Source organism: Streptomyces sp. RP5T, assembly GCF_003933965.1.
Taxonomy (GTDB): Bacteria; Actinomycetota; Actinomycetes; order Streptomycetales; family Streptomycetaceae; genus Streptomyces.
Genome location: NZ_RSAJ01000001.1, coordinates 1 through 16,821, shown reverse-complemented (window position 1 = coordinate 16,821; position 16,821 = coordinate 1). Strand labels below are relative to the sequence as shown.

General features: G+C 69.2%; 12 protein-coding genes. All 12 read right to left on the bottom strand.

What is annotated here, in order from left to right:
* Positions 1–479 precede the first annotated feature (479 nt).
* Positions 480–896, bottom strand: a complete 417-nt coding sequence (locus EHS43_RS47310; RefSeq protein WP_185806062.1) for a hypothetical protein — start codon at positions 894–896, stop codon at positions 480–482.
* A 353-nt stretch (positions 897–1,249) separates the two neighbouring features.
* Positions 1,250–3,211, bottom strand: a complete 1,962-nt coding sequence (locus EHS43_RS00055; protein ID WP_125188197.1) for a TIGR03960 family B12-binding radical SAM protein — start codon at positions 3,209–3,211, stop codon at positions 1,250–1,252.
* A 76-nt stretch (positions 3,212–3,287) separates the two neighbouring features.
* Entirely contained in the window at positions 3,288–4,787 is a 1,500-nt protein-coding gene (locus EHS43_RS00050) for a CYTH and CHAD domain-containing protein (RefSeq protein WP_125188195.1), read from the bottom strand.
* Between the two features lie 64 nt (positions 4,788–4,851).
* A complete protein-coding gene (rodA, locus tag EHS43_RS00045; RefSeq protein ID WP_125188193.1) occupies positions 4,852–6,051 on the bottom strand; it encodes a rod shape-determining protein RodA in 1,200 nt (399 codons plus the stop codon).
* Complete coding sequence (gene mrdA / locus EHS43_RS00040; protein WP_125188191.1) at positions 6,048–8,303, bottom strand: penicillin-binding protein 2; 2,256 nt, start codon at positions 8,301–8,303, stop codon at positions 6,048–6,050. Before mrdA ends, rodA begins: the two co-directional genes overlap by 4 nt.
* An 80-nt stretch (positions 8,304–8,383) precedes the next feature.
* A complete protein-coding gene (mreD, locus tag EHS43_RS00035; protein WP_125188189.1) occupies positions 8,384–9,061 on the bottom strand; it encodes a rod shape-determining protein MreD in 678 nt (225 codons plus the stop codon).
* A gap of 11 nt (positions 9,062–9,072) precedes the next feature.
* Positions 9,073–10,020, bottom strand: a complete 948-nt coding sequence (mreC, locus tag EHS43_RS00030; RefSeq protein WP_125188187.1) for a rod shape-determining protein MreC — start codon at positions 10,018–10,020, stop codon at positions 9,073–9,075.
* A 115-nt stretch (positions 10,021–10,135) separates the two neighbouring features.
* Positions 10,136–11,155, bottom strand: a complete 1,020-nt coding sequence (locus EHS43_RS00025) for a rod shape-determining protein (protein WP_004931372.1) — start codon at positions 11,153–11,155, stop codon at positions 10,136–10,138.
* A 322-nt stretch (positions 11,156–11,477) separates the two neighbouring features.
* Complete coding sequence (gene ndk, locus EHS43_RS00020) at positions 11,478–11,891, bottom strand: nucleoside-diphosphate kinase (RefSeq protein WP_125188185.1); 414 nt, start codon at positions 11,889–11,891, stop codon at positions 11,478–11,480.
* A gap of 64 nt (positions 11,892–11,955) precedes the next feature.
* Positions 11,956–12,330, bottom strand: coding sequence for a DUF4233 domain-containing protein (locus EHS43_RS00015; protein ID WP_125188183.1), 375 nt, complete (start codon positions 12,328–12,330; stop codon positions 11,956–11,958).
* Positions 12,331–12,339: 9 nt separating this feature from the next.
* On the bottom strand, positions 12,340–13,824 hold the full coding sequence (locus EHS43_RS00010; RefSeq protein WP_125188181.1) for a folylpolyglutamate synthase/dihydrofolate synthase family protein: 1,485 nt from the start codon (positions 13,822–13,824) through the stop codon (positions 12,340–12,342).
* A gap of 105 nt (positions 13,825–13,929) precedes the next feature.
* Positions 13,930–16,554, bottom strand: coding sequence for a valine--tRNA ligase (locus tag EHS43_RS00005; RefSeq protein WP_125188179.1), 2,625 nt, complete (start codon positions 16,552–16,554; stop codon positions 13,930–13,932).
* Positions 16,555–16,821 lie beyond the last annotated feature (267 nt).

The window sequence follows — 16,821 nt, the reverse complement described above, 5'->3', positions numbered from 1 at the left end:
GCGACGGCTAGTGAAGCCCCCCGGGATCGCAAGCGATCGTCCTCGCGCCCGATACACGCGCACCTCCCACCAGGACCCGCCGCGTGTCTGGTGACTGCGCGGCTCAATGCTGGTGATCCCACTCCACGGGATCGCTCGTCGGCTAACGAGTGTGGAGAACTGCATCCGGTCAGGCGCGAGGAGCGTTAGGCCATATCCGCGGTTGACCATATAGAAGAGCGAGGCCAGCCAAAGGACGCCGACGACGCCAGCCCACCACCAGCGGCCCGTCGTGGCCGTCGACTCCGTCGCCACTGCCATGCCCGCAAACAGCAGCGTCAAGAACCCGGTCCACCACCAGTTCCTACGCCGGGCAGCAACGTCGAGACCGATCCATATCTCCGGCACGCGCTGATGCTACAGACAGCCAGGATGAGACCCCATCCACAGTTCTTGACAATTCCTCGAATCCTGCTTGTGGCGCCGAGTCCATGCGAAGGTCAGCCGAGAACCAGGCCCGGGATGAAGGCCACGAGCCCAGAGAGGAAGCTGCCGAGCGCGGCCAGTGTGACCAGCGTGGCTTTCCCGTCCGAGAAGAGACCGGAGCAGAACTCGCGTACTTGGCGGCGGAGGATCAGCATCTTCAGCTTCTGCCAGCGATGTTGGCGGATGTGGCAGCCCATGAGAAGACCCGTTGCGTTGTTACGGCAACCGTCTTCCCTTCCCCTGACAGAGGCCCCGCATGTAACTGGCGCTTGGAAGAAGCACCAGATCAGCACCAGCCCCGACAGGGTCGCGACGACCACAGTTCCCGCGGCCCTGTTGATCCATGCGGCGATCAGAAGAGCGGCGTCGATGACGCTCCACCACTGCCCCAAGCCACCGAGCCAACTGCTCCTTGCCCCCGAAGTCGCCATGCCTGTAATCGCGGCTACGGGCATGACAAATCATGCGGCGAGCTGATGGTATGGCCGAAACGAGACTCCAGGACGACCGCCGTGCAGTGAGGCGGCGTTCCGACGGGCGGCCGACTGTACCGCAGCGCAAGCAGTCGTAGACGACCGCCTCACAGCCCTCAGCCCCTCAGACCCACTCCACCTCGGAATGGATCCCCGAAGAGCCTCCAGGAGGTGGCAAAGGCGTTCTCGGCGCATCATGCACGGGCCTCTGCCGCTTCCCCTGAGCGCCGAGCGCGTTGAGTACGGCTGCTCTGTCTTCCTCGCTACTGTCCGCCAAGGCGTCAGCGATCCGCCGCAACGCCTCACTCACGTCAGTGCGTGTGCCCGCTGGTAGGAGCGTCCTTCTTGACCGTCAAGGGCAGCAACTTCTTGCCGCTGTTGCTTACTTGTGGCCAAGTATCCATCTGCGGGCACACCCCGCAGTCGAAGCAGGGTGTCCACCGGCAGTCCTCGACCTCCGTCTCGTCGAGGGCGTCCTGCCAGTCCTCCCAGAGCCAGTCCTTGTCGAGGCCGGAGTCCAGGTGGTCCCAGGGGAGGACCTCCTCGTACGTCTTCTCGCGGGTCGTGTACCAGTCGACGTCCACGCCGAACGCGGGCAGCGTCTTGTCGGCGCAGGCCATCCAGCGGTCGTAGGAGAAGTGCTCGCGCCAGCCGTCGAAGCGGCCGCCGTCCTCGTAGACCGCGCGGATGACGGCACCGATACGGCGGTCGCCGCGGGAGAGGAGGCCCTCCACGATGCCGGGCTTGCCGTCGTGGTAGCGGAAGCCGATCGAGCGGCCGTACTTCTTGTCGCCGCGGATCTTGTCGCGCAGCTTCTGCAGGCGCGCGTCCGTCTCCTCCGCGGAGAGCTGCGGGGCCCACTGGAAGGGCGTGTGGGGCTTGGGGACGAAGCCGCCGATGGAGACCGTGCAGCGGATGTCGTTCTGGCCGGAGACCTTGCGGCCCTCGGCGATCACCCTGGTGGCCATGTCGGCGATCTGGAGGACGTCCTCGTCCGTCTCCGTGGGCAGGCCGCACATGAAGTACAGCTTCACCTGGCGCCAGCCGTTGCCGTACGCCGTGGAGACCGTGCGGATGAGGTCGTCCTCGGAGACCATCTTGTTGATGACCTTGCGCATGCGCTCGGAGCCGCCCTCGGGGGCGAAGGTCAGGCCGGACCTGCGGCCGTTCCTGGTCAGTTCGTTCGCCAGGTCGACGTTGAAGGCGTCCACGCGGGTGGAGGGGAGGGACAGACCGATCTTGTCCTCCTCGTACCGGTCCGCCAGGCCCTTCGCGATGTCGCCGATCTCCGAGTGGTCCGCCGAGGACAGGGAGAGCAGACCGACCTCCTCGAAGCCCGTCGCCTTCAGGCCCTTCTCCACCATGTCGCCGATGCCCGTGATGGAGCGCTCGCGGACCGGGCGGGTGATCATGCCGGCCTGGCAGAAGCGGCAGCCCCGGGTGCAGCCGCGGAAGATCTCGACCGACATGCGCTCGTGGACCGTCTCGGCCAGGGGGACCAGGGGCTGCTTGGGGTAGGGCCACTCGTCCAGGTCCATGACGGTGTGCTTCGACACCCGCCACGGGACACCGGACTTGTTGGGGACCACGCGGGCGATGCGGCCGTCGGGGAGGTACTCGACGTCGTAGAACGCCGGGATGTACACCCCACCCGTGCGAGCCAGGCGGAAGAGGACCTCTTCGCGGCCGCCCGGCCGTCCCTCCGCCTTCCACTCGCGGATGATCTTCGTCATGTCGAGCACGGCCTGCTCGCCGTCGCCGATGATGGCCGCGTCGATGAAGTCCGCGATCGGCTCGGGGTTGAAGGCCGCATGGCCGCCGGCCAGCACGATCGGGTCGTCCAGGCCCCGGTCCTTCGACTCCAGCGGGATGCCCGCCAGGTCCAGGGCGGTCAGCATGTTGGTGTAGCCCAGCTCCGTGGAGAAGGACAGGCCGAACACGTCGAAGGCGCCCACCGGGCGGTGGCTGTCCACCGTGAACTGCGGGACCCGGTGCTCCCGCATCAGCGCCTCCAGGTCCGGCCACACGCTGTAGGTGCGCTCGGCGAGGACGCCCTCCTGCTCGTTCAGGACCTCGTAGAGGATCATGACGCCCTGGTTGGGCAGACCGACCTCGTACGCGTCCGGGTACATGAGCGCCCAGCGGACGTCGCAGGACTCCCACGGCTTGACGGTGGAGTTGAGCTCACCGCCGACGTACTGGATCGGCTTCTGCACATGCGGGAGCAGAGCTTCGAGCTGCGGGAACACCGACGCGGCGGTTTCGGCTGACATCTCGCACTTCCATGGACGGACAGGGGTGACCACCCAGCCTAACGCGGTCGCGGCCGGCCCCCGTACGCCGGCAGGATCACAGGGCGTCCGCCTCGCCCTTGATGTCATCCCAGACCCCGGGCAGCTCCGCCTCCACCGCCGCCGCCCGCTGCTCCTCCCGCCCGTACAGCAGCCCGTACGTGAAAGCGCTCTCCCCCGCCGCGTGGGCGACCGCGGACAGTTCACGCAGGGTCCGGCGGGCCATCACGCCGTCCTGGTGCTCGCCCAGCAGGTTCTGGAGCGCCTTCATGGACTTGACGATGGTCTTGGCCGGATCGCCGAGGGCGGGGCGGGCTGCCTCGGCCGCGTAGCGGGTGCGCTTGGTCTTCTTGCGGGCCTCGTGGATCGCGACGTCCCGGTCGGTGCCGGGCTCCAGTTCCAGGGCCCGTCCGACGAGCCCGGCGACCTTGCGGAAGTCCTTGCGCACGGCCTTGGCGATCACCTTGTGCGGCTTCTTCCCGGCCGCCTTCAGCAGCGGCGGGTCGGCGAGCAGCGCGTCCAGGGCGTCGAGGAGGGCGAGGTGGCGCCGGGAGTCCAGGACCCCGATCAGGCGTGCGCTGGCCCCGCCCGGGCTGTCGCCCGACCAGGTCCTGATGCGGTCGGCCACGGGCCCGGAGACCAGCGTCGCGGGCACCTCGTCCAGGGCTTGCGACAGACGCTCGGCGAGCACCTCGCGGTCCCGGTCCACGCCCAGTTCGGCGGCCAGCCACTTCAGCTCGTCGCCGATCGGGTCGGTGACGGCCCGGTCGAGGACCTTGCCGTACGACTTGAAGGTGCTGCGCAGCCGGCGGGTGGCGACGCGCATGCTGTGCACGGAGTCCTCGGCGTCCTGGCGGACGGCGGGGTCGAGCGCGACGATCGCGTCCCGCTGGGCGCGGGCGTACGCGAGGACGTGGTCGCCGGCCGTCACCGGGTCCCCGGTGCCCGGGCGCTTCTTCTTCGGCGCGGTCTCCGCGAGGGCCCGGGCCAGCTTCGAGGTAGACGTGGAGGGCCGTACGCCCGCCTTGCGCAGCCGCTTCTCCACCTTGTCGAGGAAGGTCCGGTCGCCGCCGTCGGCGAGTTCCACCTCGATCTCGGTCCACTGGGCGTCGCCGACGCCGCCGCTGAGCCGCTCGGCGTGCACGGCGTCCACGCTGACCTCGGCGAGCAGCCGGCCGTCCGCGTCCAGGAGGTGGCGTACGTCGCGGTCGGAGCGCAGCCGGACCACGGGCACCAGCTGGACGTCCCGGACGCGGGAGCGGACCAGGGCGGCGAGTTCGTCGGGGAGGGTGTCGGTCAGGGGTGCGCGGATCTCGTCGCGCACGCCCTCGGAGACGGGGAGTTTGAGGTGCCAGCCCGCGTCCGATCCACCCGTGCGGCGGCGCAGGGTGACCGAGGACGCGACGAGGCGTTCGTCAGGTGTGTCGTAGTAGGTGGCGTCGAGGTGTGCGACGCCCTTGTCGACGACGGCCTCGACCCCGGCGACTCCGGTCAGGTCCGGCAGGCCGCTGTCGTCGGACTCGTATTTGCGTTCGATCTCCCGCTTTGTGTCCGCCATGATTCGAATCTAGTGGCCGGTCCCGGGTTCCGGCAGGGGGCCACGGCCACCCGGGGCACCACGGCTAGGCCGACATCGGCCGTTGCACCCTGATCGACTGCAACAGGCCCGCCGCCACCCATACCGAGAACATCGAGGATCCGCCGTACGACACGAACGGCAGTGGCAGGCCGGTGACCGGCATGATCCCGAGGGTCATGCCGATGTTCTCGAAGGACTGGAACGCGAACCAGGCGACGATGCCGGCGGCCACGATCGTGCCGTAGAGCTCGGTCGTCTCGCGGGCGATCCGGCAGGCCCGCCACAGGACGACCCCGAGCAGGATGATGATCAGGCCAGCGCCGACGAAGCCCAGTTCCTCACCGGCGACGGTGAAGACGAAGTCGGTCTGCTGTTCGGGGACGAACTGACCGGTGGTCTGCGAGCCGTGGAAGAGACCGGCGCCCGTGAGCCCGCCCGAGCCGATGGCGATCCGGGCCTGGTTGGTGTTGTAGCCGACGCCGGCCGGGTCGAGGCTCGGGTTGGCGAAGGCGGCGAAGCGGGCGATCTGGTACTCGTCCAGCACGCCGAGCTGCCACACCGCGAGCGCGCCGGCCGTGCCCGCGCCGAGCAGGCCGAAGACCCACCGGTTGGAGGCGCCGGAGGCGAGCAGCACCCCGAGCACGATGATGACCATGACCATGACCGACCCGAGGTCGGGCATGAGCATCACGATCAGCATGGGTACGGCGGCGAGGCCCAGCGCCTGGAGCACCGTGCGGTGGTCGGGGTAGGGCTTGTCGCCGGCGTCGACCCGGGCGGCGAGCAGCATCGCCATGCCGAGGATGATCGTGATCTTCACGAACTCCGAAGGCTGGAGGGAGAAACCGCCGCCGAGCACGATCCAGGAGTGGGCGCCGTTGACCGTGGAGCCCAGGGGGGTGAGCACCAGCAGGATCAGGAAGACCGAGGCGCCGTACAGCAGGGGTACGGCGGTGCGCAGGGTGCGGTGGCCGACCCACACCACGCCGATCATCAGGGCGAACCCGATGCCGGTGTTCATGATGTGCCGGATCAGGAAGTAGTACGGGTCGCCCTGGTTGATCTCGGTGCGGTTGCGGGTGGCCGAGAAGACCAGGAGCGAGCCGATCATGGACAGGGCGAGGGCCGCGAACAGTATCGGCCAGTCGAGGCGGCGGGCGAGCGAGTCGCGGGCCAGCAGTCGGGTCCAGCCCGCGCGCGCGGGGCCGTACCCGGAGACCTGGAAGCTGTTGGCGCCGGTCATGTGAGCATCCTCCGGCTCCCCCTGCTGCGGCGTCGCCTGCGGGTGTCACGGTTCCCGCCGGTCGACGTGTTCACGGTCGCGCCCTGCTGTGTCTCGTCCGGCTCGGGCGCGCCCTGCTGGCTCGCCCGCTGGTCCTTGGCCGGGTCCTTGGCGATCTTCGGGGACTTGATGGTCCCGTCCGTCCGGACCTTCGGCAGGCTCTTCTCGGGGGTCGGCAGCAGTGCGTTCTTCTTGTCGATGGTGCCGTCGTCGGAGACGCCGTAGAGCGCGTCGTAGATGTTGCGGACGGCGGGGCCCGAGGCGCCGGAGCCCGTACCACCCTGGGAGATCGTCATGACGATCGAGTAGTCCTTGGTGTACGTGGCGAACCAGGACGTCGTCTGCTTGCCGTAGACCTCGGCGGTACCGGTCTTGGCGTGCATCGGGATCTTGTCCTGCGGCCAGCCGACCTGGGCGAAGCGCCAGGCGGCGGTACCGCGGGTGGCGACGCCCGCGAGGGCCTCGTCCATCTTGCTGAGCGTGGTCCGGCTTATGGGCAGCTTGCCGTGCGAGGTGGGCTTGATCTCGTCGACCTTCTTGCCGTCGGCGCTGACGACGGCCTTGCCGACCGTCGGGTTGTACAGGGTGCCGCCGTTGGAGATCGCCGCGTAGATCGTGGCCATCTGGATCGGGGTGACGAGGGTGTCGCCCTGGCCGATGGAGTAGTTGATCTCGTCACCGGCGCGCATCTTGTTGCCTTCGAGACAGTTCTCGTACGCGATCTTCTCGACGTAACTGCCGTCCTTCTTGCCGGTCTTGCACCAGCCGTCCTTGTTGGCGTTCCAGTACGACTGCTTCCACTGGCGGTCGGGGACGCGGCCGGTGACCTCGTTGGGCAGGTCGATGCCGGTCTCCTTGCCGAGGCCGAACTGGTGCGCGGCCTTGAAGAAGTAGTCCTTGGGCTCGCCCTTCTTCGGGTTGATCCCGCCGTCGCGCTGCCACTCCCGGTGGGCGAGGCCGTAGAAGACGGTGTCGCAGGAGACCTCCAGCGCGCGGCCGAGGTTGATGGGGCCGAAGTTCTCCGACTCGAAGTTCTTGAAGACCTGGCCGCCGACGGAGTACGAACTCGTGCACGGGTAGCGGCCGTCGAAGTCGTAGCCGGCCTCCACGGCGGCGGCCGTGGAGATCACCTTGAAGGTGGAGCCGGGCGCGGACTGACCCTGTATGGCCCTGTTCAGGAGGGGGTAGTTGGACTTCTTGCCGGTGAGCTTCGCGTAGTCCTTGGCGGAGATGCCGCCCACCCAGGCGTTCGGGTCGTAGGTGGGGTTGGAGGCCATCGCGACGATGCGGCCGGTCTTGGCCTCCATGACGATGACGGCGCCCGAGTCGGCCTTGTAGTTCTCGCCGGTGTTGTCGTCGAACTGCTTGCGGGCTTCCTTCATCGCGTCGTTCAGTTCGAACTCCGCGACGCGCTGGACGCGGGCGTCGATGCTGGTGACGAGGTTGGCACCGGGCTGGGCCTCGTCCGCCTCGGCCTGGCCGATGACACGGCCGAGGTTGTCGACCTCGTAGCGGGTCACGCCCGCCTTGCCGCGCAGCGCCTTGTCGTACTCGCGCTCCAGGCCCGAGCGGCCGACCTGGTCGGAGCGCAGATAGGGCGAGTCGGTGTCCTGGGCCTTGGTGATCTCGTCGTCGGTGACCGGGGAGAGGTAGCCGAGGACCTGGGCGGCGTTGGACTTGCCGGGGGCCGCGTAGCGGCGCACGGCCTCGGGCTCGGCGGTGATGCCGGGGAAGTCCTCGGCACGCTCGCGGATCTGCAGGGCCTGCTTGGGGGTGGCCTCGTCGGTGATGGGGATGGGCTGGTAGGGCGAGCCGTTCCAGCAGGGCTGGGGGGTCTTCGCGTCGCAGAGCCGGACCTTGAGCATGACGTCCTTGGCGGACATGCCGAGGACCTTGGCCAGCTTGGTCAGGACGGCCTTGCCGTCGTCCTTCATCTTCAGCAGGTCGGTGCGGGAGGCGGAGACCACCAGCCGGGTCTCGTTGTCCGCCAGCGCCACTCCGCGGGCGTCCAGGATGGAGCCGCGCACGGCGGGCTCGACGACCTGCTGGACGTGGTTCCCGGAGGCTTCCTTGGCGTACGCGTCGCCCTCGCGGATCTGGAGGTACCAGAGGCGGCCGCCGAGGGTGCCGAGGAGGGACAGCACGAGGATCTGGATGACGACGAGCCGGATCTGGACCCGTGGGGTCCGTCCGGTCTCGGGGATGTTGGTCACTGCGGCTGCCGCCCCCTCTCAGTGTGTGTACGTGTCATATACGGCGAACCTGTGAGCGCGGTCCGCCGGCTCCCGTGGGGTCACAGCCGCTTGACCCCCTTGATGCGGCCCACGCGCGCGGTACGGGTGCGCGCCTTGGTCTTCAGGCTGCCGAGGCCGCCCCGCTGGCCGCCGATCTTCAGGCCCGTGCCCGAGGAGAGCCAGCCCGAGGAGATGTCCGCCGACTTGGCCGCGGAGTTGGTCTCGGCGAGCGGGTCGTTCTCGGCCCGGCGGGCGAGCGCCATGATGCCGGGGACGACGAACGGGGCGAGCAGCAGGTCGTACAGGGCGGCGGTGAACAGCAGGCTGCCGAGGCCCACATGACGGGCGGCGGTGTCGCCGACGAGGGCGCCGACACCGGCGTACAGCAGGGTGGTGCCGATGGCGGCGGCGACCACGACGACCATGGGGCCGGTGGCCGACTTGAGTCTGCCGTTCTCCGGCTTGGCGAGGCCGGCGAGGTAGCCGATGACGCACAGGACCAGGGCGTAGCGGCCGGCGGCGTGGTCGGCGGGCGGAGCGAGGTCGGCGAGCAGGCCGGCGGCGAAGCCGACGAGGGCGCCGCCGACATGGCCGTAGACGAGGGCCAGGCCGAGGACGGTCAGGAGCAGCAGGTCGGGGACGGCGCCCGGGAGGTGGAGGCGGGCGAGGACGCTCACCTGGAGCACCAGGGCGACCACGATCAGGGCGGAGGACAGCAGGATCCGGTTGACGCGCATGACTACAGCTCCTACTGCTCTTGCTGGATCTCGCCGCCGGCCGGCGCATTGGCGGACGGGGTGACGGTGACCGTCACGGTCGGCGTGGGCGTCGGTTTCGGTTTGGCGGGCAGCACCGTGTCGCGCGGGTCCTTCTTCGGGGCCTCGACGACGATGCCGACGATGTCGAGCTTGGTGAAGCTGACGTACGGCGTGACGTAGAGGGTGCGGGTGAGGTCGCCGCCGGAGGGGTCGACGCGGGAGACCACGCCGACCGGGACGCCGGGCACGAACGGCTTGTCGGCCTGGGAGCCGAAGGTCACCAGGCGGTCGCCCTTCTTCACCTCGGCCTTGCCGTTGAGGAGTTCGACGCGCAGCGGGCGGTCGCCCTGTCCGGAGGCGAAGCCGAGCTCGTCGCCGGCCTCCATGCGGGTGCCGACGGTGAAGTCGGGGTCATTGGCGAGGAGCACGGTGGCGGTGTGGGGGCCGACGGTGGTGACGCGGCCGACCAGTCCGTCGCCGTTGAGGACGGTCATGTCGCGCCGGATGCCGTCGTTGGCGCCGACGTCCACGGTGATGGTCCAGGAGAAGCCCTGGGCCGCTCCTATGGCGATGACCTGGGCGCCCTTGATGCCGTACTGGCCCTCGCCGGCGATCTTCAGCATCTTGTCGAGCTGCTTGAGGCGGCTGGTGTTGCGGTCGTCGCTGCCGAGTTTCGCCTTGAGGGCGGCGTTCTCCTTCTCCAGCGCGGCGAGCCGGTCGTGCCGCTCGCCGGAGTCGCGGATGGCGGAGACGGCGTTGCCGACGGGGTCCACCGCGGCGGACACGCCGTTCTCGATGGGGCCGAACACGGCGGCCGCGCCTTGGCGGGCACCGTCGACCGGCGAGTCCTCCCCGCCGCGGATGTCCACCGTGATCAGCGCGAACGCGACGGCGATCAGCAGCACCAGGAGCAGCCGGCTCTCTCGTGTGTCCCTCACGTGCGGCGGCCGTGCCCTTCTCATTGGAGTTGCGTTTGTGGGAGCTTATGCCTCGATATCAACGATCCGCCGCACGAGAGGAGATCGTCTCGTACGGCGGAATCGAAGAGTTACGTCATCTGCGCGGCTGGGCGTCCAGAACCTGCTGGAGCGCCTCGAATTCCTCGACGCACTTCCCGGAGCCGAGCGCCACGCTGTCCAGCGGGTCCTCGGCGATGTGGATCGGCATGCCGGTCTCCCGGCGAAGCCGCTCGTCGAGCCCGCGCAGCAGGGCGCCGCCGCCGGTGAGGACGATGCCGCGGTCCATGATGTCGCCGGAGAGTTCCGGCGGGCACTTGTCGAGGGTCGTCTTGACCGCGTCGACGATGGCGTTGACGGGCTCCTCGATCGCCTTGCGGACCTCGGCGGCCGAGATGACGACGGTCTTGGGCAGCCCGGAGACGAGGTCCCGGCCGCGGATTTCGGTGTGTTCGTCAGCGTCGAGGTCGTACGCCGAACCGATCGTGATCTTGATCTGTTCGGCCGTCCGCTCACCCAGGAGGAGGGAGTACTCCTTCTTGATGTGCTGGATGATCGCGTTGTCCAGCTCGTCACCCGCGACGCGGATGGACTGGGCGGTGACGATGCCGCCGAGCGAGATGACCGCGACCTCCGTGGTGCCGCCGCCGATGTCCACCACCATGTTGCCCGTGGCCTCGTGGACCGGCAGGCCGGAGCCGATGGCGGCCGCCATGGGCTCCTCGATGATGTGCACCTGGCGGGCGCCGGCCTGGGACGACGCCTCGATGACGGCACGGCGCTCGACGCCGGTGATGCCCGAGGGGACACACACGACGACGCGCGGCCTCGCGAGATACCGCCGCTTGTGGATCTTCAGGATGAAGTAGCGCAGCATCCGCTCGGTGATCTCGAAGTCGGCGATCACGCCGTCCTTCAGCGGCCGCACGGCAACGATGTTGCCGGGGGTCCGCCCGATCATCTTCTTGGCCTCGGCACCGACTGCCAGAATTCCACCGGTGTTCGTGTTGATCGCGACGACGGACGGCTCGTTGAGTACGATCCCGCGACCCCTGACGTACACCAGCGTGTTGGCGGTCCCGAGGTCGACAGCCATGTCACGGCCGATGAACGACATTGAGTTCCCCATCAGGATTCGTCTGGCCTTCCTGGGAGCTTTTGAGGGCATTTCAGGTCGGCGAAGTGGGTGCTGTGACGTGAAGGCTTCCATCGTAGACGCGCCTGCACGAACACTGCGCGAGGGTCTTCGCCATTGTCAGCAGATCAAACGCCGCCTCGCTTGTGGAGACGGTCCATAAGGGCCACTCGTTCCCCCGATCGGCACGCATATGCCGAGGGACGGCCGAAAAAGTACGGCCGTCCCAGGTCAGGCGGGAGTGCGAACTGACGCGCCCTCAGAAATTGCCACGAAACCTACGCACGGGACCTGCGCGTCGGGCCTATGCGCGGCCGGGGAAGAAGATCTTCACCTCGCGCTCGGCGGACTCCTGGGAGTCGGAGGCGTGGATCAGGTTCTCGCGGACGACGACACCGAAGTCCCCCCGGATGGAGCCGGGCGCGGCGGCGATCGGGTCGGTGGGACCCGCCAGTTGGCGTACTCCCTCGATGACCCGCTCGCCCTCGACGATCAGCGCGACGACCGGACCGGAGGCCATGAACTCCACCAGCGGCTCGTAGAAGGGCTTGCCCTTGTGCTCGCCGTAGTGCTGCTCCAGCGTGTCCTGGTCCAGGGTGCGCAGCTCCAGCGCGGTGATCTGCCAGCCGGCCTTGCGCTCGATACGGCTGATGATCTCGCCGGTCAGGCCACGACGGACGGCGTCGGGCTTGAGGAGGACGAGGGTGCGCTGGCTCACTAGGGGCTCCTTACCTGCTGACGTGTGCGGTGGGACGAGATTACAGGGCGTGTCGGCTCGCCGGTCACACAGCGTCAGGTGTAGTCGGGCCGGACTGCGCGGCCCGCTCTCCCTGCGCGGCGAATCTCGCCTTCGCCTCGTCGATCTTCCGGCCGTAGTGCACGGAGGCCCACCACAGGGCCGCGAAGACGGCACCCATGAAGAACATGGTCGGCACGACGAAGCCGGAGGCGATGAGCGCGATCTGGAGCGCCCAGCCGAGGGCGATGCCGCCGGGCCGGGTCACCATCCCGCACAGCGCGAGACACAGGAACATGGCGATGCCGCTGACCGTCCACACCGTGGAGCCGGCGAGGTCGGGGTCCTTCATCGCGACCAGCGCGGCGAAGCCGACGACGAAGAACTCACCGATCAGGGTCGATGCACAGAGCGTACGCATGGCGGGGACTCAGCCCCTTCCCAGCAGCAGCCGGGCCTCGCCGACCGTGATGACCGAGCCGGTGACGAGTACACCGCCGCCCGCGAACTCGCCGTCCTCCTCGGCCAGCGTGATCGCCTCCTCCAGGGCGTCCGGCAGCCGCGGCTCGACCTGGACCCGCTCCTCGCCGAACACCTCGACGGCGATCGCGGCGAGCTCGTCGGCGTCCATCGCGCGGTGGCTGGAGTTCTGGGTGATCACGACCTCGGCGAAGATCGGCTCGAAGGCCTCCAGGAGCCCTCGCACGTTCTTGTCGCCGCTCGCGCCCACCACACCGATGAGCCGGCTGAAGTCGAAGGCCTCGCCGACCGCCTCGGCGGTGGCGCGGGCGCCCGCCGGGTTGTGGGCGGCGTCCAGGACGACGGTCGGGGAACGCCGTACGACTTCGAGGCGGCCCGGGGAGGAGACGGAGGCGAAGGCCTTGCGGACGGTGTCGATGTCCAGGGGGTCCGGGCGCTGGGCGCCGACCCCGAAGAACGCCTCCACGGCGGCGAGCGCCACTGCCGCGTTGTGCGCCTGGTACGGGCCGTGCAGCGGCAGGTACACCTCTTCGTACTCGCCGCCGAGGCCGCGCAGGGTGAGCAGCTGGCCGCCGACGGCGACCTGCCGGGAGACGACCCCGAACTCCAGCCCCTCGCGCGCGACGGTCGCGTCCACCTCGACGGCCTTCTTCAGCAGCACCTGCGCCGCGTCGACCGGCTGCTGGGCCATGACGACCGTCGCGTCCTGCTTGATGATCCCGGCCTTCTCGACCGCGATCTCGCCGGGGGTCCCGCCGAGCCGGTCGGTGTGGTCGAGGTCGATGGGGGTGACCACCGCGACATCGCCGTCGATGACGTTGGTCGCGTCCCAGGAGCCGCCCATGCCGACCTCGACGACGGCCACGTCGACGGGCGCGTCCGCGAAGGCGGCGTACGCCATGCCGGTCAGCACCTCGAAGAACGACAGCCGGTACTCCTGCGCGGCGTCGACCATCTCGATGTACGGCTTGATGTCCTGGTACGTCTCGATGAACCGCTCGGCGGAGATCGGGGCGCCGTCCAGGCTGATGCGCTCGGTGACCGACTGCACGTGGGGGCTGGTGTAGCGGCCGGTGCGCAGTTCGAAGGCGCCGAGGAGGGCCTCGATCATGCGGGCGGTGGAGGTCTTGCCGTTCGTCCCCGTGATGTGGATCGAGGGGTACGACCGCTGCGGCTCGCCCAGCACGTCCATCAGCGCGGCGATGCGGCCTACGCTCGGCTCCAGCTTGGTCTCGCCCCAGCGGGTGGCGAGCTCCGCCTCGACCTCCCGCAGAGCCTTGTCGACCTCGGGGTCCTCGGGGCGCGCGGGCACGTCGGCCTCCGGCGGGCCGCCCTGGGTGCGCAGGGTGCGGCTGCCGGCCTCGATGACCGCGAGGTCGGGGTCGCGGTCGGTCTCGGCGGCGACGATCTCGTCGAAGGGGTCGGTCTCACTCACACGGCCAGTTTAGGGCTGCGCGTGAGGAGAGGGGTGGCCGGTCCTGACTGGCGGGCGCGGGGAGTCCGTGGCTTGTCGCGCAGTTCCCCGCGCCCCCTGGGTGGGTCAGGCTTGCGGAAGCCTGTCCAGTTGCTCCTGGATCCTCTTGATGTCCTCGTCCGCCTTGGCCAGGCGGCCGCGGATCTTGTCCACCACGTTGTCCGGGGCCTTGGCGAGGAACGCCTCGTTGCCGAGCTTGGCGGTCGCCTGGGCCTTCTCCTTCTCGGCCGCCGCCAGGTCCTTCGCGAGGCGCTTGCGCTCCGCCGCCACGTCGATCGTGCCGGAGAGGTCGAGCGCGACCGTGGCACCGGCGACCGGCAGGGTCGCCGTGGCCGCGAAGGTCTCGCCCTCGGGCTGGAGGCGCAGCAGCTGGCGGATGGCGGCCTCGTGCGGGGCGAGGGCGGTGCCGCCCAGCTCCAGGCGGGCCGGGACCTTCTGGCCGTCCTTGAGGCCCTGGTCCTTGCGGAACCGGCGGACCTCGGTGACGACCCGCTGGACCAGCTCGATCTCCTGCTCGGCGGCCCTGTCGCGGAAGCCGCTGTCGGCCGGCCACTCGCCGATGACGAGGGACTCGCCGCCGGTCAGGGTGGTCCACAGGGTGTCCGTGACGAACGGGATGACCGGGTGGAGCAGGCGCAGCATCACGTCCAGGACCTCGCCGAGGACCCGGCCGGAGACCTTCGCCTGCTCGCCGCCCGCGAAGAACGTCGTCTTCGACAGCTCGACGTACCAGTCGAAGACCTCGTCCCACGCGAAGTGGTAGAGGGCGTCGGCGAGCTTCGCGAACTGGTAGTCGTCGTAGTACGCGTCGACCTGGGCGACCGTGGTGTTGAGGCGGGAGAGGATCCAGCGGTCCGTCGCCGACATCTCGGAGGCGTCCGGGAGCGGGCCCTCGATGGTGGCGCCGTTCATCAGGGCGAAGCGGGTGGCGTTCCAGATCTTGTTGGTGAAGTTCCGGGAGGCCTTGACCCAGTCCTCGCCGATCGGCACGTCCGCGCCCGGGTTGGCGCCGTTGGCGAGGGTGAAGCGGACGGCGTCGGAGCCGTAGGCGTCCATCCAGACCAGCGGGTCGACGGCGTTGGGGTTCGACTTCGACATCTTCTTGCCGAACTCGTCGCGGACCAGGCCGGTCAGCGCGATGGTGTGGAAGGGGACCTGGCCGTCCATGGCGTACAGGCCGAACATCATCATCCGGGCGACCCAGAAGAAGATGATGTCGTGGCCGGTGAGCAGGACGTCGGTCGGGTAGAACTTCCGCAGGTCCTCGGTCTGTTCGGGCCAGCCGAGCGTGGAGAAGGGCCACAGGCCGGAGGAGAACCAGGTGTCCAGGACGTCGGCGTCCTGGGTCCAGCCCTCGCCGGTGGGCGGCTCCTCGTCGGGGCCGACGCAGACGACCTCGCCGTCGGGGCCGTACCAGATCGGGATGCGGTGGCCCCACCACAGCTGGCGCGAGATGCACCAGTCGTGCATGTTGTCGACCCAGTCGAAGTAGCGCTTCGACATGTCCTCGGGGTGGATCTTGACGCGGCCGTCGCGGACCGCGTCGCCGGCGGCCTGGGCGAGCGGGCCGACCTTGACCCACCACTGCAGGGACAGGCGCGGCTCGACGGTGGTCTTGCAGCGCGAGCAGTGGCCGACGGAGTGCATGTACGGGCGCTTCTCGGCGACGATGCGGCCCTGCTCCTTGAGGGCGCCGACGACGGCCGAGCGGGCCTCGTAGCGGTCCAGGCCGATGAAGGGCCCGTGGACCGTGATGATGCCGTGCTCGTCCATGATCGTCAGGGACGGCAGGTCGTGGCGACGGCCGATCTCGAAGTCGTTCGGGTCGTGGGCCGGGGTCACCTTGACCGCGCCGGTGCCGAACTCGGGGTCGACGTGGGTGTCGGCGACGACCGGGATGGTGCGGTCGGTCAGCGGGAGCTTGATCTGCCTGCCGATGAGGTGCTGGTAGCGCTCGTCGTCGGGGTGGACGGCGACGGCGGTGTCACCGAGCATCGTCTCCGCGCGCGTGGTCGCGACGACGACGCTGTCCTCGCCCTCGCCGTAGCGGATCGAGACCAACTCGCCCGCGTCCTCCTGGTATTCCACCTCGATGTCGGAGATGGCCGTCAGACAGCGCGGGCACCAGTTGATGATGCGCTCGGCGCGGTAGATCAGCTCGTCCTCGTAGAGCCGCTTGAAGATGGTGAGGACGGCCTTGGACAGGCCCTCGTCCATCGTGAAGCGCTCACGGCTCCAGTCGACGCCGTCACCGAGGCGGCGCATCTGGCCGAGGATCCGGCCGCCGTACTCCTCCTTCCACTGCCAGACGCGCTCGACGAACTCCTCGCGCCCCAGGTCGTGTCGGGACTTGCCCTCCTCGGCGAGCTGCTGCTCGACCTTGTTCTGGGTGGCGATGCCGGCGTGGTCCATCCCCGGCAGCCACAGCGCCTCGTAGCCCTGCATGCGCTTGCGGCGGGTGAGGGCGTCCATGAGCGTGTGCTGGAAGGCGTGGCCCAGGTGCAGGCTGCCGGTGACGTTCGGCGGCGGGATGACGATGGTGTACGGAGGCTTGTCGCTCTTGGCGTCGGCGGTGAAGTAACCCTTCTCCACCCAGCGCTCGTACAGCGCCCCCTCTACCTCGGCCGGCGCGTACTGGGTCGGCAGTTCGGTGCTGGGCGCTGTGGGCTGCTGCTGAGCGTTCTCGGTCACGGGGTCAGTTTAGGGGTGTCCCGGGCGTGTCCCGAAACGCGTTTGTTCTGTAACGGTGGGGCCCCCGATGGCCTGTGCCGACTTGGCCTGGGCCAGGATGTGAGGAACACATAAGCATCTGGAGGGGAACCCAGAGATGAGTCACAACCAGCCGGGCCCGTACGGGCAGCCCCAGCAGCCCGGGCAGCAGCCGCAGCCCGGGCCGTACGGCCAGCCGGGCCCCTACGGCCAGCCCCCGCAGGCGCCCCAGCCCGGCTACGGCTACCC